This window comes from Flavobacterium sp., assembly GCF_040383245.1.
Lineage (GTDB): Bacteria > Bacteroidota > Bacteroidia > Flavobacteriales > Flavobacteriaceae > Flavobacterium.
On record NZ_JBEIDX010000011.1, the window covers coordinates 40340 to 66269 of the forward strand.

The window sequence follows — 25930 nt, forward strand, 5'->3', positions numbered from 1 at the left end:
AAAAACTACCTCGTTTTCGTAATGTATTAAAAAATTAGTAAATTTGCATTGTAAACTAACAATTGTTAGTTTGGTTTAATTAGAATTTTATGGCAAAATTTCATACTTTATCAATTGCAGATATTTACAAAGAAACCAAGGATTGCTCGGTAATAACATTTGATGTTCCCGAGGCATTACAATCGGAATTTCAATACAAGCAAGGACAATATTTAACGTTAAGAACAGAACTTGAAGGCAAGGAAGTGCGCCGATCGTATTCGTTGTGTTCGAGTCCGATTGATAATAAATGGCAGGTTGCGGTGAAACAAATTAACGGAGGTTTGTTTTCAACTTTTGCAAATAACCAGCTTGCCGCCGGAGATACACTTGATGTGATGGCACCTCACGGAACTTTCTGTACTGAAGTGAATCCAGATGCCTCAAAAAATTATATTGCGTTTGCAGCAGGTAGCGGAATTACACCGATGCTTTCTATCATAAAAACACATTTGGCCAAAGAGCCAAAAAGCACATTCAAATTATTTTACCTAAACGGAACGGTAAAATCAATCATTTTTAAAGAAGAATTAGAGCAGTTAAAAAACAAGTATTTTGACCGTTTTGAAATATTTTATTTTTTAACCAAAGAACACCGTTCGGCTGAGTTATTTAATGGTCGTTTTACCAAAGAAAAAATTCAGGTTTTAACCGATAAAATCATTGACCTTTCTGAAACCGATGATTGCTTCATTTGTGGTCCCGAAGAAATGATTTTCCTAATCCGCGATGAGCTATCTGCTGCAGGATTGGCAAAAGAAAAAATACATTATGAATTATTTACCACAGGATTAACTGCAGAAGACAAACTTCGAATAACTAAAATTGTGGAGAAAAAAGTTGAAGGTACCGAAGTTACGATCATCGATGGTGGAAAAGAATTCCACTTTGTAATGGGCGATGACTTTGATAATATTCTTGACGGAGCTATTGCAGCAGGAGCCGATTTACCTTACGCATGTAAAGGAGGCGTTTGCAGTACTTGCCGTTGTCAAGTGGTAGAAGGAACAGCAGAAATGAAATTGAATTACTCGTTAGAAGAAGACGAATTGGCCAAAAATTACATTTTGAGTTGCCAAGCGGTTCCTACTTCTAAAAAGGTAGTAGTAGATTTTGGAATTTAATAAAGCAGATAATTACATTCAATAAGTATCAAATAAATTGTAAAGAATTATGTCAGATCAAGAAGTAAAAAATTTAGAATTATTGTTTCAGGCTCGTATTGATAACGATGAAAAAATTGAACCAAAAGATTGGATGCCCGAAAAGTATCGCAAGACACACATTCGTCAAATTTCACAACACGCACACTCTGAAATTGTTGGAATGTTGCCCGAAGGAAATTGGATTACGCGTGCGCCTTCTTTGAGAAGAAAAGTAGCGTTATTGGCTAAGATTCAAGATGAAGGGGGTCACGGATTGTATTTGTACAGCGCTGCTGAAACTTTGGGAATTACTCGAGATGAATTGTTTGAACAATTGCATTCTGGTGAGGCCAAATATTCTAGTATTTTTAATTATCCAGCAGTAACTTGGGCCGATATGGGAACAGTGGGTTGGTTAGTTGACGGTGCCGCAATCATGAATCAAGTTGCATTAATGGGAACTTCCTATGGACCTTATTCTCGTGCTATGGTGCGTATTTGTAAAGAAGAAAGTTTTCACCAACGCCAAGGATATGAAATTTTATTAACTCTTTGTAATGGAACTCCAGAGCAAAAAGCAATGGCGCAAGATTCGCTTAACCGCTGGTGGTGGCCTTCTTTAATGATGTTTGGCCCACGCGATGCAGAATCTCCAAATACAGAGCAATCGGTAAAATGGAAATTAAAAAGAAAAACCAACGACGAATTGCGTCAAGCCTTCGTAGATCAAACGGTTCCGCAAGCGAATATTTTAGGTTTAACTATTCCGGATCCAAATTTAAAATGGAACGAAGAGAGAAAACATTACGATTTTGGTGAATTGGATTGGGACGAATTCTGGCAAGTAGTAAAAGGACATGGTCCTTGCAACAAGCAACGAATTGAAGCTAGAGTGAAAGCTTGCAACGACGGACAATGGGTAAGAGATGCTGCTATGGCTTACGCCGAAAAACAAGAAAATAAATTAGAAAAAAAAGCGATATAATCAATTACGGATTATCAATTACGATTTTTTTCAAGTAAAATTTTCGAATTCATAATTCCTAATTTAAAATTCATAATTATGAAAAACTGGCCACTTTGGGAAGTATTTATCAGAAGTAAAAACGGATTAGAGCACCGCCATTGCGGAAGTTTGCATGCAAGTGATGCTACTATGGCTCTAGAAAATGCACGCGATGTATACACGCGTCGTATGGAAGGAGTAAGTATTTGGGTAGTGCCTTCTACGCAAATTACGGCATCCAACCCAGAAAATAATGGCGAAACTTTTGAGCCAGCAATGGACAAAGCGTACCGTCATCCAACATTTTATGAATTGCCAGACGAGTTAAAACACATGTAAAATAATTAGGAGTTTATTACGCTTTCTTAAGCTTAAAATTCAAAAACAAAATTTAAAACTAATGAACAACTTAATTCAATACATTCTCGGAATTTCAGACAATGCGCTGATTCTTGGTCAACGCTTGGGAGAACTTTGCGGCCACGGACCAAGTCTTGAAACCGACATTGCAATGACTAATATTTCTTTAGATTTATTAGGTCAAACGAGAAGTTACTATCAGTATGTTGCTAAAATGCAAGGTGGAGATGCTACCGAAGATACTGTAGCGTTTTTGAGATTGGAAAGAGAATATAAAAATGTGCTTTTAGTAGAACAACCAAATACCGATTTTGGCTATTCTATTGCGAGACAATTTTTGTTTGATGTTTTTCATTTAGCGCTATTAGAAGAATTGCAAAATAGTAAAGACGAAATGATTGCGGCAATTGCTAAAAAAAGTATCAAAGAGGTTTTGTATCACACCCGATTTTCTTCCGATTGGATTAAAAGATTAGGCGATGGAACCGAAGAAAGTCATAACAGAATACAAACTGCTATAAACGATTTATGGATTTTTACGGATGAATTATTTCATCAAACTGATGCTGATAAAGCAATGGTTGCTGAAGGAATTGGAGTAGATACTTCGTTGTTAAAATCGAATTATTACAAAAAAGTGAGCGGTATTTTGGATGAAGCAACCTTGCAAACTCCGGTTGTAGAATATTTCCAAAAAGGAGGAAAGCAAGGAATTCATAGTGAGCATATGGGATTTATTTTAACCGAATTGCAATACATGCAGCGCACCTATCCAAATATGACTTGGTAAAAAATAAATATAAATGACCGAACAACTTGCAAATATTGATCAAAAACTATTTGAAATTCTGGAAACGGTATCCGATCCAGAAATTCCGGTTTTGTCAATTATGGAAATGGGAGTGGTTCGTTCTGCCAACTTAAAAAACGGAATAGTTGAGGTAGAAATTACACCAACATACAGCGGATGCCCTGCTATGGATGTTATTGGTGATGATATCAAAGCAGCATTTAGACTGGAAGGTTATGAAGCCAAAGTAGAATTAATTCTTTCACCTGCTTGGACTACCGATTGGATTACTCCGAAAGGAAGAACGGCATTAGAAAAATACGGAATTGCTTCACCATTAGCTGCTGAGGCTGATAAAGAAGCACTTCTTGGAAATAAAAAATTAGTTAAATGTCCGCAATGCGGATCCTTAAATACTAAATTAATAAGTCAATTTGGGTCTACAGCTTGTAAAGCATTTTTTCAATGCGAGGAGTGTTTAGAGCCATTTGATTATTTTAAATGTTTGAAATAAATAGGTATGAGCAGTAATTTAATCGAAGTTAAAATTGAAAATAATGTTGCGTGGATTTCACTCAACAGACCTGAAGTTTTTAATAGCTTTAATCGTGAAATGGCTTTGCAATTGCAAAATACATTAGACGATTGTGCTGCAAATTCCAATGTTCGCGCACTTGTAATTACAGGAAATGGTAAGGCTTTTTGTGCCGGACAAGATTTAAAAGAAGTTACAGATCCGGAGTTAAATCCTGGTTTTCGTAAAATATTGGAGGAGCATTACAATCCAATAATTCAAAAAATAAGAACTATTGAAAAGCCAATTATTGCTGCCGTAAACGGAGTTGCTGCAGGCGCAGGTGCCAATATTGCTTTAGCATGCGACATTGTAGTGGCTACCGAGCAAGCAAGTTTTATTCAGGCTTTTAGTAAAATTGGGTTAGTTCCTGATAGTGCTGGAACTTTCTTTTTACCAAGATTAATTGGTTTTCAAAAAGCATCGGCCTTAATGATGTTGGGCGATAAAGTTTCTGCTCCTGAAGCGCTAACAATCGGGATGATTTATAAAATATTTCCAATAGCAATATTTGAGGATGAAGTAAAAACACTGGCTGAAAATTTAGCTCAAATGCCAACCAAAGCCATAGGATTGACAAAAAGATTGTTGAACCAATCTATGGGTAATAATTTAGAGCAACAATTAAAGTTAGAATCTGATTTGCAAATTGAGGCTAGCTCATCCTACGATTATAACGAAGGAGTAACCGCTTTTGTTGAAAAAAGAAAACCCGAATTTAAAGGAAATTAATATGAATGTTTCAGTAATCGGTTCCGGAACCATGGGAAGTGGCATTGCACAAGTAGCAGCTACTGCTGGTTGTAATGTAAAATTATTCGATTTAAATCAAGAAGCTTTGGCCAAAAGTAAAAATGCTTTGGAAGTTTCTTTAACTAAATTGGTTGAAAAAGAAAAAATAGATTCAGCTGAAAAAAGTCGCATCCAAGGCAACATTTCTTATGTAAGTTCCATGAAGGAATTAGCAGATTCTGATATGGTAATTGAAGCCATAGTTGAAAATTTGGAAGTCAAGCGAAAGGTTTTCTCCGAATTGGAAGAACTGGTATCTAAAGACACCATTCTGGCATCCAATACCTCGTCACTTTCAATAGCTTCCATTGCTGCGTCATGTAAAACTCCTGATCGCGTCATTGGAATTCACTTTTTTAATCCGGCACCTTTAATGCAATTGGTGGAAGTAATTCCTGCCGTGCAAACCAGCAACGAAGTGTTAGAAAAAGTGGTGCAAATTATCTCCGATTGGAAAAAAGTAGTGGCTGTTGCCAAAGACACGCCCGGTTTTATTGTAAATCGAGTTGCTCGATCTTTTTATAGTGAAAGCATCCGAATTTATGAAGAAGGAATGGCAGATTTTGCTACCATCGACTGGGCTTTAAAGACGGAAGGCGGTTTCCGTATGGGCCCATTTGAATTAATGGATTTCATTGGACATGATGTAAATTATATTGTAACCGAAACAGTTTTTAACGCTTTTTATTTTGATCCAAAGTTTAAACCTTCTTTCACCCAAAAAAGATTGTTAGAAGCAGGGTTTTTAGGAAGAAAAACGGGAAGAGGTTTTTATGATTATTCGAAAGAATTACCAAAACCTACTGAAGATAATGCACTTGCAAAAGCAATTTTTGAACGAGTGATTGTTATGCTAATAAATGAAGCAGCGGATACTTTGTTTTTGAATATTGCTTCCGCAAAAGATATTGATAATGCAATGACCAAAGGGGTTAATTATCCAAAAGGTTTATTAGCATGGGCAGATGAACTCGGAATAAATTGGTGTGTAGAAAAACTAGATGCACTTTATAATGAATACCACGAAGATCGCTATAGATGTAGTCCGATTTTACGAAGAATGGCAAAAGGAAATAAGAGTTTTTTCAATTAACGATAGAAGATTAACGATGTTTGATTTTAGAGAAAAATAAAATTCAGCAATCAACAATCGTTGATCAACAATCAAATAAATCATTTATGGAAGGAACCAAAATACCATACAAAATGTTAAGCCAAGACCCCTACAGTCAGTGGTTGGGAATAGAAATATTAGAATGCGAAATTGGGCGATGTAAAGTGGCGATGACCGTTCGCAAGGAAATGCTGAACAGTATGAATAAAGCACATGGGGGAATTACTTATTCTTTGGCAGACACTGCTTTTGGATTTGCAGCCAATACCCATGGAAAGTTTGCAGTTTCAATAGAAACATCCATAAATCATATTGAAGCAGTTAATGAAGGCGATTATTTAGTCGCCGAATCGGTAATTGAAAAAGTAAATAATAAATTGGGATTCAATATAATTGAAGTAAAACGAGGTGATGAAATGGTAGCGCTTTTTAAAGGCGTTGTGTATCGCACTCAAAAAGAATGGGATTGATTAATTATGAATTAATAATTAGAAGTTATGAGTGAAAGTATTATAAAAGTTAAGAGTTTTGAATTAGCAATTTCAGGGGTTAATTTTTATAAATATTTAGTAACTGAAAAGAAGGAATTTGTAATGAGTAAACAGTTTTTAAGATCAATAACTTCTGTTGGAGCTAATGTAAGAGAAGCTGTAAATGCTCAAAGTAAATTAGATTTTATTCATAAGTTAGCAATTGCTCAAAAAGAATGCGATGAATCATTGTATTGGCTTGAATTATTAAATGCAACAAAATATGTTGAGGAAAAAGATTTTAATCCAATCTACATACAATCAATAGAAGTATTAAAAATAATTAAAAGTATAATTATTACGACAAAGAAAAATATACAAGTTAAGAACTAATAATTCATAACTAATAATTCATAATTATTTAAATGGAAGCATATATTATAGACGGAGTTCGTACTCCAATTGGTAGTTATCAAGGAACGCTAGCGCCAGTTAGAGCAGATGATTTAGGAGCATTGGTAATTAAGTCGGTTACCGATAAAAACCCTGCTATTCCTTTGGAGGCATACGATGATGTAATTCTGGGTTGTGCTAATCAAGCGGGAGATGATAATAGAAATGTGGCTCGAATGTCGTTGCTTCTTGCAGGCTTGCCGTATTCAGTTCCAGGAGAAACCGTAAATCGTTTGTGTAGTTCAGGTCTGTCGGCAATTATTCATGCAAGTCGCGCTATAAATGCGGGCGATGGACATGTTTTTATTGCAGGTGGAGTAGAGAATATGACGCGTGGACCGTTGGTGGTTTCTAAACCCTCTACTGCCTATGGAACCGATTCTAAAATGTACGATTCTAGTTTTGGCTGGCGTTTTGTAAACCCTAAAATGCAGGCACTTTTTGGAACGGATGCAATGGGAGAAACAGCCGAAAATTTAGTTGAAAAATACAATGTTACTCGTGAAGATCAAGATGCTTTTGCTTTGCATAGCCAACAGAAAGCAGCTGCGGCTCAGGCTTCAGGAAGACTCGCTAAAGAAATAGTTACAGTTGAAATTCCGCAACGAAAAGGAGATGCCTTACTTTTCTCGAAAGATGAATTTGTAAAGCCAACTACTTCCATGGAAGGGTTATCCAAATTACGACCTGCCTTCAAAAAAGACGGAAGCGTAACTGCAGGAAATTCTTCGGGGTTGAATGATGGTGCTGCAGCAACGATTATTGCTTCTGCGGAAGCGGTAAAAAAATACAACTTGAAACCTATGGCTCGAATAGTAAGTTCGGCTGTGGTGGGAGTAGAGCCAAGAATTATGGGAATTGGACCTGTGGATGCTTCAAAAAAAGCACTTGAAAAAGCAGGTTTAACTCTTGATCAAATTGATATTATCGAATTAAATGAAGCTTTTGCAGCGCAAAGTATTGCTTGCATTCGCGAATTGGGATTGCAAGACAATGACCCAAGAATAAACCCAAATGGTGGTGCTATTGCAATAGGGCATCCACTTGGAGTAACTGGTGCTAGAATTTTATATTCTGCCGCATTAGAATTGCAATTAACCCTAAAAAGATATGCCTTAATTACCATGTGTATTGGCGTTGGACAAGGTTATGCAGTAATTATTGAAAGAGTATAGATTAACGATTTTTGACCCGAGAGCTTTGCTCGAACTGGCGAAGCAATTTTGAACTTTTTGAATCAACAATCAAATAGAAAATATGATTAAAACACAACATTACGTACTTGGAAAATGGACTTCGGCAACGGGAGAGGGTAAAGCTTCTTATGATGCCGTAACCGGCGAATTCATTGCAGAAACTTCGGTTGAAGGATTAGATATTCCTGCTATTTTGCACTACGGAAGAACTAAAGGCGGTGAAAAATTACGCAAAATGACCTTCCAAGAACGCGGAAATATGATCAAAAGTTTGGCGATGTATTTAACCAAACGTAAAGAAGCGTTCTACGAAATTAGTTACAGAACCGGTGCTACTCGTGTTGATTCATGGATTGATATTGAAGGAGGTTTCGGAAATTTATATGCGAATGCCTCGCTACGAAAATTATTTCCCAATCAGCCGTACCATGTAGAAGGTGATCCAATTGATTTGTCAAAAGGGGGTCGTTTCATGGCGCATCATATTTTGGTTCCCAAAAAAGGAGTTGCTATTCATATCAATGCATTCAATTTTCCAATTTGGGGAATGCTAGAAAAATGTGCGGTTAATTGGATGGCCGGAATGCCAGCCGTTGTGTTGCCAGCTCCTGTTACTGCTTACTTAACAGAGGCCGTAGTGAGAGAAATTATAGCTTCTAATATTTTGCCGGAAGGCGCATTGCAATTAATTTCAGGTACAGCCAAAAACATATTTGACACTGTTGAAAGTCAGGATGTAATTACATTTACAGGATCGGCAGCAACAGGAAGATTGCTAAAAGCACATCCAAGAATTATTGAGGAAGCAGTTCCGTTTACCATGGAAGCCGATTCATTGAATGCCTCCATTTTAGGCGAAGACGCCGTTCCAGGCACACCCGAATTTGATTTATTTATCAATCAAGCGCGGAGCGAAATCACGGTTAAAGCTGGTCAAAAATGTACCGCTATTCGTAGAATGATTGTTCCAGAGAAGTTGATTGATGAAGTACAAGATGCCCTTTCTAAATCGTTGGATAAAGTTACTGTTGGTGATCCTAGATTGAAGGAAGTGCGTATGGGTGCTTTGGTTAGTAAAGATCAAGTTGAGGTGCTTAAAAATAGAGTTTCGGAGTTATCTAAATCAGCCAAATTAGTTTATGGCGATTTAGAAAAAGTGAATTTAATTGGTGCCGATGCTAAAGGTGCTTTTGTGAGTCCGATTTTACTTCGCGAAGACAAACCATTACAAAATTTAGCCGTTCACGAAACCGAGGCCTTCGGACCAGTTTCTACGCTAATGCCTTATAAAAATTTAGAAGAAGCAGTTGAATTAGCCCAATTGGGTAAAGGTTCTTTGGTTTCTTCAATTGTTACCAACTCGGATGTTATTGCAAAAGAATATGTTGTAAATGCCGCTTCGCATCACGGAAGAATTTTAGTTCTTAATCGCGAAAATGCCAAACAAAGTACCGGTCACGGTTCGCCATTACCTTTATTGGTTCATGGTGGTCCTGGGCGTGCTGGTGGAGGTGAAGAGATGGGTGGAGTTCGCGGAATTACGCATTACATGCAGCGTTGCGCTATTCAAGGTACGCCAAAAACGTTGACAGAAATCACCGGAATTTACCAAGCGAATTCAGCTTATAAAGAAATCACACAACATCCGTTTCAATACCATTGGGAGGATATCCAACCAGGAATGTCTTTGCGCACCCACAATAGAACGGTTACCGATACGGATATCATAAATTTTGCTAACTTGACTTGGGATCATTTCTATGCCCATACCGATATTACTTCGTTGGACGGAAGTATTTTCAAGAAAAGAACGGCTCATGGTTATTTCATTTTGGCCGCTGCAGCAGGATTGTTTGTTTACCCAAATAAAGGTCCGGTAGCTGCCAATTACGGATTGGAAGAATGCCGTTTCTTGCGCCCAATTTACCACAACGACACCGTTTATGTGCGATTGACTTGCAAACAAAAAGTTGATCGTGATGTGGCTTCTGCCGAACATCCAAGCGGAATTGTAAAATGGTTTGTAGAAGTTTTTGATACTAACGATGAGTTGGTGGCTGTGGCTACAATCTTAACCATGGTGCAGAAAAAACAAGAAGTTTTTGTGGAAATGACCGAGGAGAAAATAATAGAATGCATTAATAAATTAACCGAAAATTCGAAACCAAAATGGGGAACGATGACGGCACAACATTTAGTAGAGCATTTGGAATTTGGTTACCGAATTGCATCGGGTGAAATTCAAGATTTTGATATTACCACACCCGAAAAGATTTTGGATAAAGTGCACAATACACTTTACAATTATGAAAAAATGCCACAGAATTTTGATTTTCCATTAGCCGAAAAATCAAAAATAAACGAGTTAAAGCATTCTGATATAGCGGAAGCTAAAGAAAAAATGATGCAAGCGCGTTCTCAGTATCTTGCTTATTTCAATCAAAACCCAGATGCACTTTTGAAAAATGCTGTTTTTGGTGATATGAACCGTTACGAATGGTATTTATTAGAACGAAAACATTTGAACCATCATTTTGAACAGTTTGAAGTAGTATAATTAACGATTGAAGATTAACGACTTTTGATTTTAGAAGTATTTAAAATCAACAATCAACAATCAACAATCAACAATCAACAATCAAAAATTATTATGAGCGCATACGTAAAACATAACATAGAAAACCACATTGCCACGATTGAATTTTTTCATCCAGAGCAAAACTCATTGCCCGGAACTATTTTGTCGCAATTGGCAACAACGATTACCAATGCTGGAACAAACGACCAAGTTAAAGTCATTGTTCTGAAAAGTGGTGGAGAAAGAACCTTTTGTGCAGGAGCAAGTTTTCAAGAATTAGTTGCCATAAACAATGCCGAAACAGGGAAAGTATTTTTCTCAGGTTTTGCCAATGTTATCAATGCAATGCGCAAATGTCCGAAATTCATCATTGGAAGAATCCAAGGAAAAACCGTCGGTGGTGGATTAGGAATTGCTGCTGCTACCGATTATTGTATGGCTACAAAATTTGCAGCCATAAAATTATCCGAATTAAATGTCGGAATCGGACCTTTCGTGGTATCACCTGCTATCGAAAGAAAGATGGGCGTTTCTGCCATGTCACAAATTGCCATTGATGCCAATTCTTTTTACGATGCCAATTGGGCAAAAGAGAAAGGTTTGTTTGCACAAGTATTTGAAAGCATTGAAGAAATGGATGAAGCAGTACAAAATTTTGCCGAACATTTATGCACCTACAATCCAGAAGCCATGCTCGAAATGAAAAAAGTATTTTGGAGAGGCACCGAAGATTGGGATAATTTATTGGCCGAAAGAGCCGCTATCAGCGGAAGATTAGTTTTATCTGATTTCACAAAAGAAACGTTGAAGAAGTTTAAATAGGTTAAAGGTTTGAGGTGTTAGGTATAAGAAAAAAACCTAAAACCGAGAACCTAGAGCCCATAACCTAATATAATGATATACGAATTCAAAGGATTTATACCGGTTGTTCACGAAAGTAGTTTCATCCATCCGCAGGCTGCGGTTACGGGGAATGTTATTATTGGGAAAAATGTATATGTTGGTCCTGGTGCAGCCATTCGTGGCGATTGGGGTGAAATCATCATTGAAGATGGTTGTAATGTGCAAGAAAATTGCACGATTCACATGTTTCCAGGAAAGACTATGGTGTTAAAAGCCGGAGCTCATATTGGTCACGGAGCAATTATTCACGGAGCCAATATTGGCGCCAATTCCCTTATCGGAATGAATGCAGTGATTATGGATGACGTTACGATTGGAGATGAATGTATCGTGGGCGCTTTGAGTTTCGTTAAAGCAGGAACACAAATTCCAAATAGAAAAATGGTGGTTGGTAATCCAGCTGCAATTATAAAAGATATTTCTGATGAAATGATCGATTGGAAAACCAAAGGAACTGCTTTGTACCAGCAATTGCCAAAAGAGTGTTATGATACCTTAAAAGCGGTTGAACCTTTGCGAGAAATTCCAGCAGATCGACCAACACAAGAAGCGTTTTATAAAACATTAGAAGAATTTAAATCAAAATGATAATAGAATTCAAAATGCCCAAAATGGGTGAAAGTATTTCCGAAGCAACTATAATCAGTTGGGTTAAAAACGTGGGTGATTATGTCGAAGCAGAAGAAACAATTTTAGAAGTGGCTACCGATAAAGTCGATAGTGAAGTGCCTGCACCCGTTTCGGGAGTAATTACTGAAATCCGTTTTCAGAAAGATGCTGTTGTTGAGGTAGGAACTGTTTTGGCGTTGATTGAAGAAGCAGCTGGAAGTCGGAAGCCAGAAGTTGGAAGCAGAAAAAACGAAGATGTTGTTAAATCGAATGTTGTTGAAGCACCACAACCCACAACTCACAACTCAAAATTCATAGCGAATTCTGACGCTTTTATTTCGCCTTTAATTGTTTCGATTGCTCAAAAGGAAAATGTATCGATAGAAGAATTACAAAGCATTCCGGGTTCTGGAGCAGAAGGACGTTTGCAAAAAAGTGATGTTTTTAATTATTTGAAAAATAGAAAATATCCAATACAAAGTAAGCCAGCAACGAATAGCCAACCTAAATCTACTTATCCGAAACCTAAAATCAATTTTGTTGAAGGAAAAGACCGAATTGTAGAGATGGATCGCATGCGTAAAATGATTGCCGATCACATGGTTTATTCTAAGCAAACTTCGCCTCATGTTACGTCTTACATTGAAGTTGATGTTACAAATTTGGTGAATTGGCGCAATGAAAACAAAGAGAAATTTCAAGAGAAATACAACGAAAAATTGACTTTTACACCTGTTTTTGTTCAGGCTGTAGCCAAAGCAATTGTAGATTTTCCAATGATTAATGTTTCTGTGGACGACAAGAATATAATCGTGCACAACGACATTCATATCGGAATGGCAACGGCTTTACCAAACGGAAATTTAATTGTTCCTGTGGTGAAAAATGCCAATGAAAAAGATTTAGCTGCATTAGCAAAAGATGTAAATTATTTGGCCGATGCTTCTCGAAATAACAAATTAAAACCAGAAGAAATTCAAGGAAGCACTTTCACCATTTCCAATGTGGGAACTTTTGGAAGTTTGATGGGAACTCCAATTATCAACCAACCCGAAGTGGCCATTTTAGCACTCGGAATTATTAAAAAAAGACCTGAAGTAATCACAACTTCCAAGGGCGATGAAATTGCTATAAGAAGTATGATGTATCTTTCGCTATCCTTTGATCACAGAGTAGTGGATGGCTTTTTAGGAGGTTCTTTTTTAAGAAAAATTGGAGATTATTTAGAACAATTTGACACAAACACAACACTATAAATCAGAATTAAGATTATGAAATTTGACATTAAAATAAATAAAGTTGCACAATCCAAAGTAAGCCAAATCGATTTGGATAATGTAATAATGGGATTCAATTTTACAGACCACATGTTTGTTTGCGATTATGAAAACGGACAATGGAATAACCCACGAATTGAGCCACTAGAATTAATTCCGACGCATCCTGCAGCAATGGCATTGCATTACGGACAAGCTATTTTTGAAGGAATGAAAGCCACTTTAGGAAAAGACGGAACTGCTTTATTATTTCGCCCAATTGAAAATGCAAAACGTTTTAATCATAGTGCAGATAGAATGGGAATGCCCTTAGTTCCCGAAGATTTATTTGTGGAAGCATTAAAACAATTTACGACATTAGAAAAAAACTGGATTCCGAGCAAAGTTGGAAGCGCCTTATATATTAGACCTTTTATGTATGCAGATGAACCATTTATTGGTATGCGAGCTGCAAATAATTATAAGTTTATTGTGATGGCTTCTCCAGCGGGACCTTTATATAGCAGAAAAATTAAATTGTTTGCTGAAAAAACTTTTGTTCGTGCCGTTAATGGTGGAACCGGAGAAGCAAAGGCAGCAGGAAATTATGCGGCTGCAATTCGCCCAACAGAATATGCAAAGGCAAAAGGGTACGATCAAGTTTTGTGGTTGGATCCATACAATTTCGAATACATTCAGGAGGTAGGAACCATGAATATCTTCATAAAAATTGCAGGTAAATTTATCACTCCCGATTTAAGTGGATCGATATTATCCGGAATTACGAGAATGAGTGTAATTGATTTATTGCGAAGCAAAGGTTATGAAGTTACAGAAAGACCAATTACCATTTCAGAAATTGTGGAAGCATCGAATAATGGAACTTTAGAAGAAGCCTTCGGAACTGGAACTGCAGTTGGAATTGCCATGATAGAAGAAATTGGAAACAATGAATTGGCTATAAAATTCCCTGAAAACAATCCGGTATCAGTATTCGTAAATGATACTTTGAACGCCATTAAAGTTCAAGATATCAAAGACGAATTTGGTTGGATAGTGGAAGCAAAATAAGGGAATTATTTATTCCAAAATTATACAATAACAGAATCAATGTTAGATAAAAAAATATTAGAAAAAGCCTTCTCTACAATGGCAACTGCCAAAGCCATGGCAACCTTGTATGAAGACAATTTCAAAATAGTTTCAAAATATGTGCACGCTACTTCCCGCGGACATGAAGCCATTCAAATTGCTATGGCGATGCAATTATTGCCTCAAGATTATGCGTTTCCGTATTATCGAGATGATGCTATGATGTTGGGAATTGGAATGCAACCCTATGATTTGATGTTGCAATTAATGGCAAAAAAAGACGACCCGTTTTCTGGTGGGCGAACTTATTATTGCCACCCAAGTTTGAAGGATGCCGACAAACCTAAAATTCCGCATCAATCATCGGCAACAGGAATGCAAGCCATTCCGGCGACTGGAGCTGCAATGGGATTTTGGTATAAAGAAAATACAGGAATTCAAGATAAAAATCAAGAAAATCCAATTGTGGTTTGTTCGCTTGGTGATGCTTCGGTTACCGAAGGAGAAATCGCTGAGGCGCTACAAATGGCCGCTTTAAAACAGCTTCCAATTTTGTATTTGGTGCAAGATAATGGCTGGGATATTTCGGCGAATGCTGCCGAAACACGAGCACAAAATGCTTTTGAATATGCCAAAGGATTTCACGGAATAGAAGCGATTTCTATTGATGGCGCAAATTTTACCGAAAGTTATGAGGCCGTTCAAAAAGTGGTGCAAACCATCCGAAATGAGCGTCGACCATTTTTAGTTCATGCAAAAGTTCCGTTGTTGAATCACCACACTTCGGGAGTTCGAATGGAATGGTATCGCGATGATTTGGAAGAAGCAAAATCTCGAGATCCATATCCGGTTTTAATTAAACAATTAGAAGATGCCGGATTTTCATCCGAAGAAATAAAAAATATTGAAAGTAAAGCGGTTGCCCAAGTGCAAGCCGATTTTGATAAAGCACAGCTTGCAGAAGATCCTTCGCCGGAAGATTTATTCACGCACGATTTTGCGCCAACTCCAATAACTGAAGAAGTTGGAGAACGAAATCCGGAACGTGAGGAAAAAGTGGTAATGGTAGATTGCGCTCTTTTTGCTGTGGAAGAATTAATGAAAAAACATTCCGAATGTTTGCTTTACGGACAAGATGTAGGTGGAAGATTGGGAGGTGTTTTTAGAGAAGCCGCAACATTGGCTCAAAAATTTGGCGACGATCGTGTTTTTAATACACCTATACAGGAAGCTTTTATTGTAGGTTCTACTGTCGGGATGTCGGCAGTTGGTTTGAAACCAATTGTTGAGGTCCAGTTTGCCGATTACATTTGGCCTGGATTGAATCAGCTGTTTACCGAAGTGAGTCGTTCGTGTTATTTGTCGAACGGAAAATGGCCTGTGAGCATGATTTTGCGAGTTCCAATTGGGGCTTACGGCAGCGGTGGACCGTATCATTCTTCTTCTGTGGAAAGTGTGTTAACTAATATCCGTGGAATCAAAATTGCCTATCCAAGTAATGGTGCCGACTTAAAAGGACTCCTAAAAGCAGCGTATTACGACCCAAATCCGGTTGTAATTTTAGAACATAAAGGTTTGTATTGGAGTAAAGTGAAAGGCACTGATGCTGCTCGAGTTAATGAGCCAAACGAAGATTATGTTTTACCTTTTGGAAAAGCGAATGTGGTGCAAGAAATTTGGGAGCAAGAAACGGAAGAAACAATTTCGGTAATTACCTACGGAATGGGAGTGCATTGGGCTTTAAATGCATCTGCAGAGATTCTTCGACAAGCTCAGAATGACAAACAGCGAATTGAAATTATCGATTTGCGTACTTTGTATCCGCTTGACGAAGAAACTATTTTTAAATCGGTTAAGAAAACAAAAAAATGTTTGGTTGTGACTGAAGAGCCTACCAATAATTCTTTTGCTAGAAGTTTGGCAGGATTAATTCAGGAAAAATGCTTCAAACATTTGGATGCACCTGTAATGGTAATCGGCTCCGAAAATATGCCAGCTATTCCGCTTAACAGCAACTTAGAATTCACAATGATTCCGAATGCAGGTAAGGTCCGATTAAAAATGGAAGAACTTTTAAAGTATTAAATCATAAAAAAACCACAACTTAGTTGTGGTTTTTTTATGATAGTTAGTTTACTTTTTTTGAGGAGGATATTGTTCTAGAATTTTGTCTACAAATTCTTTAATTCGGGCGTCTTTTTGTTCTACATCTTTGGTTAAATTTCCACTTCCTTCTCCTTGCCAAATTAATTCTTTAGTTTTTGCGTCTAATAAATCAATGAATAAAGATCCTTCGGGAGTGACATAAGTCGAAGAATATCCCATTCCAAAACCAGGGCCCCAGCCCCATCCCCAGCCAAAACCAGAATTGTTATAAACATCTACGCGTTGATTTTCTTTAGTAAAAATACTGACCAATAAATCGGGTGTTTCACTTTTAGAAAAGCCTTTTAAGGCTAGCGCCTCATCTATAGAATGTAAAATTCGTTTTTTATCTAAGTCGGAAATTTCAACTTTATCGATGGCACTTTTTAGAAAAGCGTAGGTTTTATAGCTGTCGAAATTTGCTTTTTTGTCGTAATCGACATTTACTCTAACCGAACTACATGAAGTTACAATTAAAAGTAAAAATAGAGAAACTAGTTTTATTGCATTCATAATTAGAGAGTTGATGAAATTATACAAATATTATTTCATCTCAAATTTAATAAAAAATCAGTTGCAACTACTTTTTGTTTTCTTAATTAACAATTTATTCATGAGTTTTAACACTAATTAACAAGGGTGTGTTGTTTAAATCAATTTTTTGCTGAAAGTAATATTTTACTTTAAATTATATTCTGCACTTTTTCTGTCAAATTCTTTCCACTTTTTTTGTTGTTTTATAAAAAAGTAGTACTTTTGCAATCCTTTTGGCGAAGAAGAGTTTCCATTAGGAATCAACTATTTATGTAAAACACTGCTGCGTTTTCTACCGCATTAAGAAACTCGAGAGGCACAGCATACAAATTTTTTATCAGCATGTCTGAATTAAACAAAGAACAACAAGCATTTTTAACTGAATTTAACTGGCACAATTACGCTGAAGGAATTGATGCAGTAGATCAAAAAAACTTACAAGAATTTGAAGATTTAGTATCAAAGACTTTTATTGATACTGATCAAGAAGAAGTAGTAGAAGGTGTAGTAGTAAGAATTACTGATCGTGATGCTATCGTTGACATCAACGCAAAATCGGAAGGTGTTATTTCATTAAACGAATTCCGTTACAACCCTAACTTAAAAGTGGGTGACAAAGTAGAAGTATTAATTGACATCCGTGAGGATAAAACAGGTCAGTTAGTATTATCTCACAGAAAAGCTAGAACAATTAAATCTTGGGATAGAGTTATTTCTGCAAATGAAACTGGTGAAATCGTTCAAGGTTTTGTTAAATGTAGAACTAAAGGTGGTATGATTGTAGATGTTTTCGGAATTGAAGCATTCTTACCAGGTTCACAAATTGATGTGAAACCAATCCGTGACTACGATGTATATGTGAACAAAATGATGGAATTTAAAGTTGTGAAAATCAACCACGAATTCAAAAATGTTGTTGTATCTCACAAAGCGCTTATTGAAGCAGATATAGAAGTACAGAAAAAAGAAATTATTGGTCAATTAGAAAAAGGACAAGTATTAGAAGGTGTTGTTAAAAACATTACTTCTTATGGTGTGTTTATTGACTTAGGTGGTGTAGATGGATTAATCCACATTACAGACCTTTCTTGGTCAAGAATTAATCACCCAAGTGAAGTTCTTGAATTAGACCAAAAATTAAATGTTGTTATTCTTGATTTTGATGATGAGAAAACAAGAATCCAATTAGGTTTAAAACAATTAAACGCGCACCCATGGGATGCTCTTGGAGCTGAACTTAAAGTTGGTGACAAAGTGAAAGGTAAAGTAGTAGTTATTGCTGATTACGGAGCTTTCATTGAAGTTGCTGAAGGTGTAGAAGGATTAATTCACGTTTCTGAAATGTCTTGGTCTACTCACTTAAGAAGTGCTCAAGATTTTGTTAAAGTTGGTGATGTAGTTGAAGCTGTTGTTTTAACTTTAGATAGAGACGAAAGAAAAATGTCTTTAGGTATCAAACAATTAACTCAAGATCCTTGGACAGATATTACTGCTAAATACCCAATAGCTTCTAAACATACAGGAATCGTTAGAAACTTTACTAACTTTGGTATTTTCGTTGAATTAGAAGAAGGTATTGACGGTTTAGTTTACATTTCTGATTTATCTTGGACTAAAAAAATCAAGCATCCATCTGAGTTTGTAAATGTTGGAGATAAGTTAGAAGTAGTAGTATTAGAATTAGATGTTGAAGGTCGTAAATTATCTTTAGGTCACAAACAAACTACTGCTAATCCTTGGGACAAACATGAAGCTGCTTTCGCTGTTGGAACAATCCACAACGGAACAATTGCTGAAATCGTTGACAAAGGTGCTACTGTAGATTTTGGAGATGATGTAGTTGCATTTATTCCAACGCGTCACTTAGAAAAAGAAGACGGTAAAAAATTGAAAAAAGGCGATGTAGCTGATTTCAAAGTTATCGAGTTCAATAAAGAATTCAAAAGAGTAGTTGCTTCGCATACTGCAATCTTTAGAGAAGAAGAAGAGAAAAATGTTAAAGCTGCTACAGAATCTGTTGCTGCTGCAAACAGTAATAATCAAGCTTCAACTTTAGGAGATAACAATGATATTCTTGCTGAATTAAAAGCTAAAATGGAAAAAGGAGGTAAATAATCTCTTATTCTAATTATATTTTAAAAGCGAGGCCAATTGAAAACTTCCATCTATTTCAGGTTACTTTGGTAACGCTTTTTTTATGTATCGAAAATTAATCATAAAAAAACACTCCAATCTTGGAGTGTTTTTTATAAATATAGTTTAAATGTTTTATCTTAATTGAGCTCCTAATTCACTTTCAAAATTAGTTTGTAATTTGCTCATGATTTTATCAATCTGTGTATCGGTTAGTGTTTTAGTTGTATCTTGAATAGTGAAACTTACCGCATACGATTTTTTGCCTTCTGGCAAATTCTTACCTTCATATACATCAAATAAATTGATGTTTTTAAGAAGTGATTTTTCCGTTTGAATTGCAACTTTATAAATTGATTCAAATGCTACATTTGCGTCTACTAATAATGCAAAATCTCTTCGCACTTCTGGATATTTAGGGATAGGAGTAAATTTAATTTTATTTGATAATGCTTTTAAAATTAAATCCCATTGGAACTCGGCATAAAAAACTTCCTGCTTAATGTCAAAATGTTTGGTAATCGATTTTTTTACCGTCCCCATTTCAACCAAAATATCTTTGCCTAATGCAAATCCAATTCCTTCTGCAAATACATCATTTGAAACTGGAGTATTCTGAATAGAATCAATTCCTAATCGAGATAAAATAGTGCATACATATCCTTTAAATAAAAAGAAATCAGATGGTTTTTGTGCGTTAGTCCAAGTTTCTGCAGTTCGGTTTCCAGTAGTAAATAATGTAAGGTGTTTCTTTTCACTATAGCCATTAACTAAATTGCGGTAGCTTTTTCCAAATTCAAATAATTTTAAATCACTACTTTTTCTGTTGATGTTATACGAAATAGCCTCAAGTCCAGAAAATAACATCGATTGTCTCATAGTAGATAAATCGTTGCTCAATGGATTAAGTATCGTAACATTATGTTCTTCTTTTAACTGCTCGGACAATTTTATATAATCAGGAGTGGTTAACGAATTGGCCATCATTTCATGAAATCCTAGTGAATTCAATTGATTGGCAATAACATTTTGCACTTTATAATCCTCCGTTCTAGGAGAATTAGATATGGTTGCAGTTAATTTATCTGGAATATGAATGTTATTGTATCCATAAACTCTTAGAATTTCTTCAATAACATCTACTTCTCTTTGAACATCCACACGGTAGGCCGGAATTTGTAAACCAAGACCTGCATCAGAAGTGCTGTTTACTTTAATATCTAAAGTAGAAACAATTTTTTTGATAGTTTCTTTTGGTAATTCTTGTCCTATTAATTTGAATGTTTTTTCATAGTTTAAGAAAACAGAAAATCCCTCTAGTTTTTTGGGGTATATATCAACAACATCGGAAGTAATTTCACCACCTGCAACTTCAAGTATTAATAAGGCAGCACGCTTTAGTGCATATTCTGTAATTTCAGGATCTATTCCTCTTTCAAAACGGAATGATGCATCGGTACTTAAACCATGTCTTTTGGCAGTTTTTCTAATTGCCACCGGATTGAAATACGCACTTTCCAAAAAGATAGCTGTTGTGCTTTCAGATACTCCCGAATTTTTTCCGCCAAAAACACCGGCAATACATAATGGTTCGTTTTCATCGCAAATCATGATGTCTTCTTCATGAAGCGTTCGTTCAATTCCGTCAAGAGTTATGAATTTTGTTCCTGTAGCAACGGTTTTCACATTTATTTTCCCGTTTATTTGAGAAGCATCAAATGCATGAAGCGGTTGTCCTAATTCGTGTAACACATAATTAGTCACATCGATTACATTATTTTTTGGAGTAAGTCCAATTGCTTTCAATCGGTTTTGTAACCATCTTGGAGATTCTTTAATTGTAATTCCAGAAATGGTTACCCCACAATAATGAGGAACTAATTTAGAATCGGCTACATTAACATCAATTTTAAGAGTTCTTTTGTCTATTTTAAATGAAGAAACTGAAGGAGTTATTAATTCTAAAGAAGCATTTCTTTGAAGTAACCCTGCTCTTAAATCTCTAGCAACTCCCATGTGTGACATGGCATCTGCTCGATTTGGAGTCAATCCAATTTCAAAAACTTCATCATTTTCAATATTAAAAACTTTAGCGGCAGGAGTTCCTGGAACTAGTTTTTCGTCCAATATCATAATTCCCTCGTGGCTTGTTCCAAGTCCTAGTTCGTCTTCGGCACAAATCATTCCGTGACTTTCTTGCCCACGAATTTTTCCTTTTTTGATTTCAAATGCTTCGCCTTCTTTGTCAAATAGTTTGGTGCCAATTGTCGCAACAGGAACTTTTTGTCCTGCAGCCACATTGCTTGCGCCACATACAATTTGAACAGGAGTTCCTGTTCCAAGATCTACGGTGGTTATTTTTAATCTATCTGCATCAGGGTGTTTTTCGCAAGTCAATACGTGACCTACAACTACGCCTTCTAGGCCCCCTTTAACCGATTGGTATTTTTCAACCATTTCTACTTCAAGTCCTAAATCGGTTAGGATGTTTGAAACTTCTTCAGAAGGAGCATCTATTTTTAAAAATTGTTTTAACCAGTTGTATGAAATCTTCATTTGATTGATTGCTATTTGAGGCTTCAAAGATACATATTGTACCTTTTACATTAAAATATATTTTTCTATTTTTAAATACTAAAGTAAATTTTCGTCTACTAAATTAGGAAGGGTAACTTTTAACAACGGTTGCGCTTCCATGGCTCTTTTAATTGCAAAAATTGCTCCTTCATTTCGTGCCCAACTTCTTCTTGAAATTCCGTTGTTGACATCCCAAAAAAGCATTGATTCCAATCGTTTGGAAGCTTCTTTCGTTCCGTCTAGTAGCATTCCGAAACCTCCGTTGATTACTTCGCCCCAGCCAACGCCACCACCATTGTGAATAGACACCCAAGTTGCACCACGGAAGCTGTCTCCAATAACATTTTGAATTGCCATATCGGCAGTAAAACGAGAACCATCATAAATATTGGAAGTTTCTCTATAAGGAGAATCCGTTCCGGAAACGTCGTGGTGATCACGCCCCAAAATTACATAACCAATTTCACCTCGTGCGATAGCTTGGTTAAACGCTTCAGCAATTTTCATTCTTCCTTCGGCATCGGCATACAGAATTCGCGCTTGCGAACCAACGACCAATTTATTTTCTTGAGCACCTTTAATCCATTGGATATTATCGGCCATTTGCTGTTGAATTTCTTCCGGAGAATTTTGCATCATTGCTTCTAATACCTCACAAGCAATTTGATCCGTTTTAGCTAAATCATCTGGATTTCCAGATGCGCAAACCCATCTAAATGGGCCAAATCCATAGTCAAAACACATCGGCCCCATAATGTCTTGAACATAACTATTGTATTTAAAATCGATGTGGTTTTCTGCAAAAACATCGGCTCCAGCTCTTGATGCTTCCAATAAAAAGGCATTTCCATAGTCAAAGAAATAAGTGCCCTTTGCGGTGTGCTTATTAATTGCTGTTGCATGACGACGTAAGGTTTTTTGAACTTCTTCTTTAAATTTTTCAGGATTATTTGCCATCAATTCATTCGATTCTTCGAAGCTATATCCAATTGGATAATAACCGCCAGCCCAAGGATTATGAAGGGATGTTTGATCGGAACCCAAATCTATAGTTACATTTTCTTGATCCAATCGTTCCCATACATCCACCACGTTTCCTAAATAGGCAATCGAAACAACTTCTTTATTTTCTATTGCTGTTTTAACTCGCGGAACCAGTTTTTCAATGTCATCAATGATTTCGTTTATCCAGCCTTGCGAATGTCTAATGTGGGTAATCTTCGGATTTACTTCTGCACAAATGGTTACACAACCTGCAATGTTTCCGGCTTTAGGTTGCGCCCCCGACATTCCGCCTAATCCTGAAGTTACAAATAAGCCACCTTTAGGTGATTTATTAATTTTTCTAAAACCGTTCAAAACCGTAATGGTAGTTCCGTGAACAATTCCCTGCGGACCGATATACATATAACTTCCAGCGGTCATTTGGCCATACTGAGAAACCCCTAAAGCATTCATTTTTTCCCAATCGTCTGGCTTGGAATAATTCGGAATCACCATGCCGTTTGTAACAACTACTCTTGGCGCCTCTTTGTGTGAAGGAAATAATCCCATTGGATGCCCAGAATACATAACCAAAGTTTGCTCGTCGGTCATTTCGGCTAAATAACTCATTGTTAATCGGTATTGTGCCCAGTTTTGGAACACCGCGCCATTACCACCATAGGTAATTAATTCGTGTGGATGTTGAGCAACAGCATGATCCAAGTTGTTTTGAATCATTAACATGATGGCTTTTGCCTGCTCGCTTTTTCCAGGATATTCAGAAATAGGACGTGCAAATATTTTATAATCTGGTCGATAACGGTACATGTAAATGCGACCGTAGGTTTCTAATTCTTGTTTGAATTCAGGTAATAAAGTGGCATGTTGTTTAGCATCAAAATAGCGCAAGGCATTTTTTAAAGCTAGTTTTTTTTCTTCGGCAGAAAGAATCTCTTTTCGCTTAGGCGCATGATTTATTTCTGTTTCATAAGGTTTTACATTCGGTAATTCGGATGGAATTCCTTGAAGTATTTCTTCTTTGAAAGTCATATTTTGAGCTTGTTGTTTTCTTATTTTCTAATAATAGTTCCCGTTTTTTTGTCGAATCCGTATGGACAATGACGACAGCCACTTCGGCAGCAATGGCCGCGTTTTAAGTGGTATTTTTCAGTAAATACTTTATAGCCTTCTGGTGCAAGATAATAATCTTCGCCTTCAATTAGTTTTACTTCTTCTTTGTCTTCCTTCATAGCTACAAATTTAGCAACTTAGAAATACTATTTTGCATTTCTAATTAATAATTTTTTGTATTAAAATTACTATAAATTCTATTCAAATAGGGCCAACGATTCGTAACTTTGTAAAAAATAAATGAATTGGAAGTTTTAACCCAAGAAATACAAGTTGACAATGCTTCGGTAAAGGTATTTATCCGACGTGAAGATTTGATTCATCCTTTTGTTTCTGGAAATAAATTTCGAAAATTAAAATACAATTTGCTTCAAGCAAAAAAAGAAAATCAGCACACGTTGCTCACTTTTGGCGGAGCTTATTCCAATCATATTGCAGCAACAGCATTTGCAGGAAAAGAAAACGGATTTCAAACTGTTGGTGTGATTCGAGGGGAGGAATTAGAGTCTAAAATAAATGAAAATCCAACATTGCAGTTTGCTCAAGATTGTGGTATGAAATTTGAGTTTGTTTCAAGAGACGCTTATCGACTGAAAGATACAGCCAATTTCGTTGAAAAATTAAGAGAAAAACACGAATCCTTTTATTTGATCCCGGAGGGCGGAACAAATGAATTTGCCGTGAATGGATGCGAAGAAATTTTAACTAAGGCAGACGAGGATTATGATTTTATTTGTTGCGCAGTAGGCACTGGAGGCACCATTTCGGGATTGATAAACAGTAGTTTTCAAGGACAAAAAGTTTTAGGATTTCCGGCGTTAATAGGAGATTTTTTACAAAAAGATATTCGTAATTTTGCCAAAAAAGATAATTTCAGTTTAATAAATAAGTATCATTTTGGTGGATACGGAAAAGTAACGAGTGAACTAATTGAATTTATTAATTCGTTTTACAAAAAAAATAAAATTCCGTTGGATCCCATTTATACTGGAAAGATGGTTTTTGGCGTTATCGATTTAATACAAAAGAATTATTTTCCAAAAAACGCTAAAATTCTTCTTATTCATACCGGAGGATTGCAAGGAGTGGCAGGAATGAATTTACAATTGAAAAACAAGAAATTACAAACAATACAATTTGATGATTAAGAAAATAGTTTTTGGGTTGACTCTAATTATAGCTACAGCTTGTGGCTCTAATCGCCCTGTTATTGCCTATACTAAAAGTAAAAAAAAGCCAGCCAAATCGGCTGTAAAAACTGTGGTTAAGACAGCCGAACCCGTTGCTGAAACTAAACCGCAATCTGTAAACACCGTAGAATCACCTCTTGATAATTCTACAAAAACGGCTAATTCTACCGAAGTTCTTGCTGCTACAACTAGGGTAAAAGTTACCACGGCAATGGTTTTAGAATACATTGAAAAATACAAAGAAATTGCCAAGAAAGACATGATTGATTATGGTATTCCGGCAAGTATCACTTTAGGGCAAGGAATTCTAGAATCAGGAGCGGGTACAGGCCCGTTGAGTATTCAAGCCAATAATCATTTTGGAATAAAATGTCATAAAGAGTGGAACGGACCAAGTGTAAATTATGATGATGATACCGAACAAGAGTGTTTTAGAAAATACTCCGAACCCAATGAATCGTACCGTGATCATTCCTTGTTTTTGACTTCTAGAGAACGGTATTCAAAATTATTTAAATTAGAAAAAGACGATTATAAATCTTGGGCACAAGGGTTGAAAGACGCCGGTTATGCTACCGATGTTGCGTATCCAACTAAACTAATTGGATTAATTGAGCGCTATCAATTGCAAAAATATGACGCCGAAGTATTAGGAAAAGAATATGTTCCAACTGCAGTTAGTTCAGTTGAAAACAAAACTTCTGTTGCTGAACCTTCTTCTGATTTACATGAAGTAATTAAAGGAGATACTTTGTATTCAATTTCAAAAAAATATAATATCTCTGTAGAGGATTTGAAAAAGAAAAATAATATTCCAGATTTTGGAATAGCTATTGGCCAAAAATTAATAGTAAAATAA

23 protein-coding genes are annotated in these 25930 nt (G+C 36.3%); 19 read left to right on the forward strand and 4 right to left on the reverse strand.

Annotation, left to right across the window (positions count from 1 at the left end):
- Window positions 1–89 precede the first annotated feature (89 nt).
- The 16 genes from paaE to ABWO08_RS06400 all read left to right on the forward strand — a co-directional run bounded on the left by paaE (window position 90) and on the right by ABWO08_RS06400 (window position 16462).
- Entirely contained in the window at window positions 90–1163 is a 1074-nt protein-coding gene (gene paaE, locus ABWO08_RS06325) for a 1,2-phenylacetyl-CoA epoxidase subunit PaaE (RefSeq protein WP_353084404.1), read from the forward strand.
- Window positions 1164–1212: 49 nt separating this feature from the next.
- A complete protein-coding gene (paaA, locus tag ABWO08_RS06330; RefSeq protein WP_353084406.1) occupies window positions 1213–2169 on the forward strand; it encodes a 1,2-phenylacetyl-CoA epoxidase subunit PaaA in 957 nt (318 codons plus the stop codon).
- A gap of 75 nt (window positions 2170–2244) precedes the next feature.
- Entirely contained in the window at window positions 2245–2529 is a 285-nt protein-coding gene (gene paaB, locus ABWO08_RS06335; RefSeq protein ID WP_353084462.1) for a 1,2-phenylacetyl-CoA epoxidase subunit PaaB, read from the forward strand.
- Window positions 2530–2590: 61 nt separating this feature from the next.
- Window positions 2591–3340: a 1,2-phenylacetyl-CoA epoxidase subunit PaaC gene (paaC, locus tag ABWO08_RS06340; protein ID WP_353084408.1), complete on the forward strand. Its 750-nt coding sequence runs from the start codon at window positions 2591–2593 to the stop codon at window positions 3338–3340.
- Between the two features lie 13 nt (window positions 3341–3353).
- On the forward strand, window positions 3354–3854 hold the full coding sequence (gene paaD, locus ABWO08_RS06345) for a 1,2-phenylacetyl-CoA epoxidase subunit PaaD (RefSeq protein ID WP_353084410.1): 501 nt from the start codon (window positions 3354–3356) through the stop codon (window positions 3852–3854).
- 6 nt (window positions 3855–3860) lie between these two features.
- Window positions 3861–4646: an enoyl-CoA hydratase-related protein gene (locus tag ABWO08_RS06350; RefSeq protein ID WP_353084411.1), complete on the forward strand. Its 786-nt coding sequence runs from the start codon at window positions 3861–3863 to the stop codon at window positions 4644–4646.
- Window position 4647: 1 nt separating this feature from the next.
- Window positions 4648–5799 (forward strand): 3-hydroxyacyl-CoA dehydrogenase NAD-binding domain-containing protein, encoded by a 1152-nt coding sequence (locus ABWO08_RS06355; RefSeq protein ID WP_353084413.1) that lies wholly within the window; start codon window positions 4648–4650, stop codon window positions 5797–5799.
- 86 nt (window positions 5800–5885) lie between these two features.
- Window positions 5886–6290, forward strand: a complete 405-nt coding sequence (locus ABWO08_RS06360) for a PaaI family thioesterase (RefSeq protein WP_353084415.1) — start codon at window positions 5886–5888, stop codon at window positions 6288–6290.
- Between the two features lie 27 nt (window positions 6291–6317).
- Entirely contained in the window at window positions 6318–6683 is a 366-nt protein-coding gene (locus ABWO08_RS06365; protein WP_353084416.1) for a four helix bundle protein, read from the forward strand.
- 32 nt (window positions 6684–6715) lie between these two features.
- Window positions 6716–7918: a 3-oxoadipyl-CoA thiolase gene (gene pcaF, locus ABWO08_RS06370; RefSeq protein WP_353084417.1), complete on the forward strand. Its 1203-nt coding sequence runs from the start codon at window positions 6716–6718 to the stop codon at window positions 7916–7918.
- Between the two features lie 82 nt (window positions 7919–8000).
- Window positions 8001–10496: a phenylacetic acid degradation bifunctional protein PaaZ gene (paaZ, locus tag ABWO08_RS06375; protein ID WP_353084418.1), complete on the forward strand. Its 2496-nt coding sequence runs from the start codon at window positions 8001–8003 to the stop codon at window positions 10494–10496.
- A 93-nt stretch (window positions 10497–10589) separates the two neighbouring features.
- Complete coding sequence (locus ABWO08_RS06380; RefSeq protein ID WP_353084420.1) at window positions 10590–11339, forward strand: enoyl-CoA hydratase/isomerase family protein; 750 nt, start codon at window positions 10590–10592, stop codon at window positions 11337–11339.
- A gap of 72 nt (window positions 11340–11411) precedes the next feature.
- Window positions 11412–12008: an acyltransferase gene (locus ABWO08_RS06385; RefSeq protein WP_353084422.1), complete on the forward strand. Its 597-nt coding sequence runs from the start codon at window positions 11412–11414 to the stop codon at window positions 12006–12008.
- Window positions 12005–13285: a dihydrolipoamide acetyltransferase family protein gene (locus tag ABWO08_RS06390; protein ID WP_353084424.1), complete on the forward strand. Its 1281-nt coding sequence runs from the start codon at window positions 12005–12007 to the stop codon at window positions 13283–13285. Before ABWO08_RS06385 ends, ABWO08_RS06390 begins: the two co-directional genes overlap by 4 nt.
- A gap of 15 nt (window positions 13286–13300) precedes the next feature.
- On the forward strand, window positions 13301–14356 hold the full coding sequence (locus ABWO08_RS06395; RefSeq protein WP_353084426.1) for a branched-chain amino acid aminotransferase: 1056 nt from the start codon (window positions 13301–13303) through the stop codon (window positions 14354–14356).
- A gap of 39 nt (window positions 14357–14395) precedes the next feature.
- Entirely contained in the window at window positions 14396–16462 is a 2067-nt protein-coding gene (locus ABWO08_RS06400) for an alpha-ketoacid dehydrogenase subunit alpha/beta (protein WP_353084428.1), read from the forward strand.
- Window positions 16463–16510: 48 nt separating this feature from the next.
- Here the strand turns inward: ABWO08_RS06400 and ABWO08_RS06405 are convergent, their stop codons facing one another.
- Window positions 16511–17035: a DUF4136 domain-containing protein gene (locus ABWO08_RS06405; RefSeq protein WP_353084430.1), complete on the reverse strand. Its 525-nt coding sequence runs from the start codon at window positions 17033–17035 to the stop codon at window positions 16511–16513.
- 363 nt (window positions 17036–17398) lie between these two features.
- On the opposite strand from ABWO08_RS06405, the gene rpsA reads away from it, so the two are divergent.
- Window positions 17399–19171: a 30S ribosomal protein S1 gene (rpsA, locus tag ABWO08_RS06410; RefSeq protein WP_353084431.1), complete on the forward strand. Its 1773-nt coding sequence runs from the start codon at window positions 17399–17401 to the stop codon at window positions 19169–19171.
- A 153-nt stretch (window positions 19172–19324) separates the two neighbouring features.
- Here the strand turns inward: rpsA and pheT are convergent, their stop codons facing one another.
- From pheT to ABWO08_RS06425, 3 genes are all read right to left on the reverse strand, one after another.
- Window positions 19325–21745 (reverse strand): phenylalanine--tRNA ligase subunit beta, encoded by a 2421-nt coding sequence (gene pheT / locus ABWO08_RS06415; RefSeq protein WP_353084433.1) that lies wholly within the window; start codon window positions 21743–21745, stop codon window positions 19325–19327.
- Window positions 21746–21823: 78 nt separating this feature from the next.
- Window positions 21824–23800, reverse strand: coding sequence for a urocanate hydratase (gene hutU / locus ABWO08_RS06420; protein ID WP_353084435.1), 1977 nt, complete (start codon window positions 23798–23800; stop codon window positions 21824–21826).
- A 20-nt stretch (window positions 23801–23820) separates the two neighbouring features.
- Window positions 23821–24000: a C1orf53 family protein gene (locus ABWO08_RS06425; RefSeq protein ID WP_353084437.1), complete on the reverse strand. Its 180-nt coding sequence runs from the start codon at window positions 23998–24000 to the stop codon at window positions 23821–23823.
- Between the two features lie 126 nt (window positions 24001–24126).
- Here ABWO08_RS06425 and ABWO08_RS06430 point away from each other — a divergent pair, with 126 nt between their 5' ends.
- Both ABWO08_RS06430 and ABWO08_RS06435 read left to right on the forward strand, forming a co-directional pair.
- The gene (locus tag ABWO08_RS06430) at window positions 24127–25029 is read left to right on the forward strand and encodes a 1-aminocyclopropane-1-carboxylate deaminase/D-cysteine desulfhydrase (RefSeq protein WP_353084439.1); all 903 of its coding nucleotides are present in this window, start codon (window positions 24127–24129) and stop codon (window positions 25027–25029) included.
- Window positions 25022–25930 carry a glucosaminidase domain-containing protein gene (locus ABWO08_RS06435; protein ID WP_353084441.1) on the forward strand — a complete coding sequence of 303 codons (909 nt, stop codon included), beginning with the start codon at window positions 25022–25024 and terminating at the stop codon, window positions 25928–25930. The genes ABWO08_RS06430 and ABWO08_RS06435 overlap by 8 nt, the downstream gene beginning before the upstream one ends.

What these genes read in the sequence shown, in the direction of transcription:
- paaE (WP_353084404.1), top strand. Translation starts at nt 90, where the DNA reads ATGGCAAAATTTCATACTTTATCAATTGCAGATATTTACAAAGAAACC.
- paaA (WP_353084406.1), top strand. Translation starts at nt 1,213, where the DNA reads ATGTCAGATCAAGAAGTAAAAAATTTAGAATTATTGTTTCAGGCTCGT.
- paaC (WP_353084408.1), top strand. Translation starts at nt 2,591, where the DNA reads ATGAACAACTTAATTCAATACATTCTCGGAATTTCAGACAATGCGCTG.
- paaD (WP_353084410.1), top strand. Translation starts at nt 3,354, where the DNA reads ATGACCGAACAACTTGCAAATATTGATCAAAAACTATTTGAAATTCTG.
- ABWO08_RS06350 (WP_353084411.1), top strand. Translation starts at nt 3,861, where the DNA reads ATGAGCAGTAATTTAATCGAAGTTAAAATTGAAAATAATGTTGCGTGG.
- ABWO08_RS06355 (WP_353084413.1), top strand. Translation starts at nt 4,648, where the DNA reads ATGAATGTTTCAGTAATCGGTTCCGGAACCATGGGAAGTGGCATTGCA.
- ABWO08_RS06360 (WP_353084415.1), top strand. Translation starts at nt 5,886, where the DNA reads ATGGAAGGAACCAAAATACCATACAAAATGTTAAGCCAAGACCCCTAC.
- ABWO08_RS06365 (WP_353084416.1), top strand. Translation starts at nt 6,318, where the DNA reads ATGAGTGAAAGTATTATAAAAGTTAAGAGTTTTGAATTAGCAATTTCA.
- pcaF (WP_353084417.1), top strand. Translation starts at nt 6,716, where the DNA reads ATGGAAGCATATATTATAGACGGAGTTCGTACTCCAATTGGTAGTTAT.
- paaZ (WP_353084418.1), top strand. Translation starts at nt 8,001, where the DNA reads ATGATTAAAACACAACATTACGTACTTGGAAAATGGACTTCGGCAACG.
- ABWO08_RS06380 (WP_353084420.1), top strand. Translation starts at nt 10,590, where the DNA reads ATGAGCGCATACGTAAAACATAACATAGAAAACCACATTGCCACGATT.
- ABWO08_RS06385 (WP_353084422.1), top strand. Translation starts at nt 11,412, where the DNA reads ATGATATACGAATTCAAAGGATTTATACCGGTTGTTCACGAAAGTAGT.
- ABWO08_RS06390 (WP_353084424.1), top strand. Translation starts at nt 12,005, where the DNA reads ATGATAATAGAATTCAAAATGCCCAAAATGGGTGAAAGTATTTCCGAA.
- ABWO08_RS06395 (WP_353084426.1), top strand. Translation starts at nt 13,301, where the DNA reads ATGAAATTTGACATTAAAATAAATAAAGTTGCACAATCCAAAGTAAGC.
- ABWO08_RS06400 (WP_353084428.1), top strand. Translation starts at nt 14,396, where the DNA reads ATGTTAGATAAAAAAATATTAGAAAAAGCCTTCTCTACAATGGCAACT.
- ABWO08_RS06405 (WP_353084430.1), bottom strand. Translation starts at nt 17,035, where the DNA reads ATGAATGCAATAAAACTAGTTTCTCTATTTTTACTTTTAATTGTAACT.
- rpsA (WP_353084431.1), top strand. Translation starts at nt 17,399, where the DNA reads ATGTCTGAATTAAACAAAGAACAACAAGCATTTTTAACTGAATTTAAC.
- pheT (WP_353084433.1), bottom strand. Translation starts at nt 21,745, where the DNA reads ATGAAGATTTCATACAACTGGTTAAAACAATTTTTAAAAATAGATGCT.
- hutU (WP_353084435.1), bottom strand. Translation starts at nt 23,800, where the DNA reads ATGACTTTCAAAGAAGAAATACTTCAAGGAATTCCATCCGAATTACCG.
- ABWO08_RS06425 (WP_353084437.1), bottom strand. Translation starts at nt 24,000, where the DNA reads ATGAAGGAAGACAAAGAAGAAGTAAAACTAATTGAAGGCGAAGATTAT.
- ABWO08_RS06435 (WP_353084441.1), top strand. Translation starts at nt 25,022, where the DNA reads ATGATTAAGAAAATAGTTTTTGGGTTGACTCTAATTATAGCTACAGCT.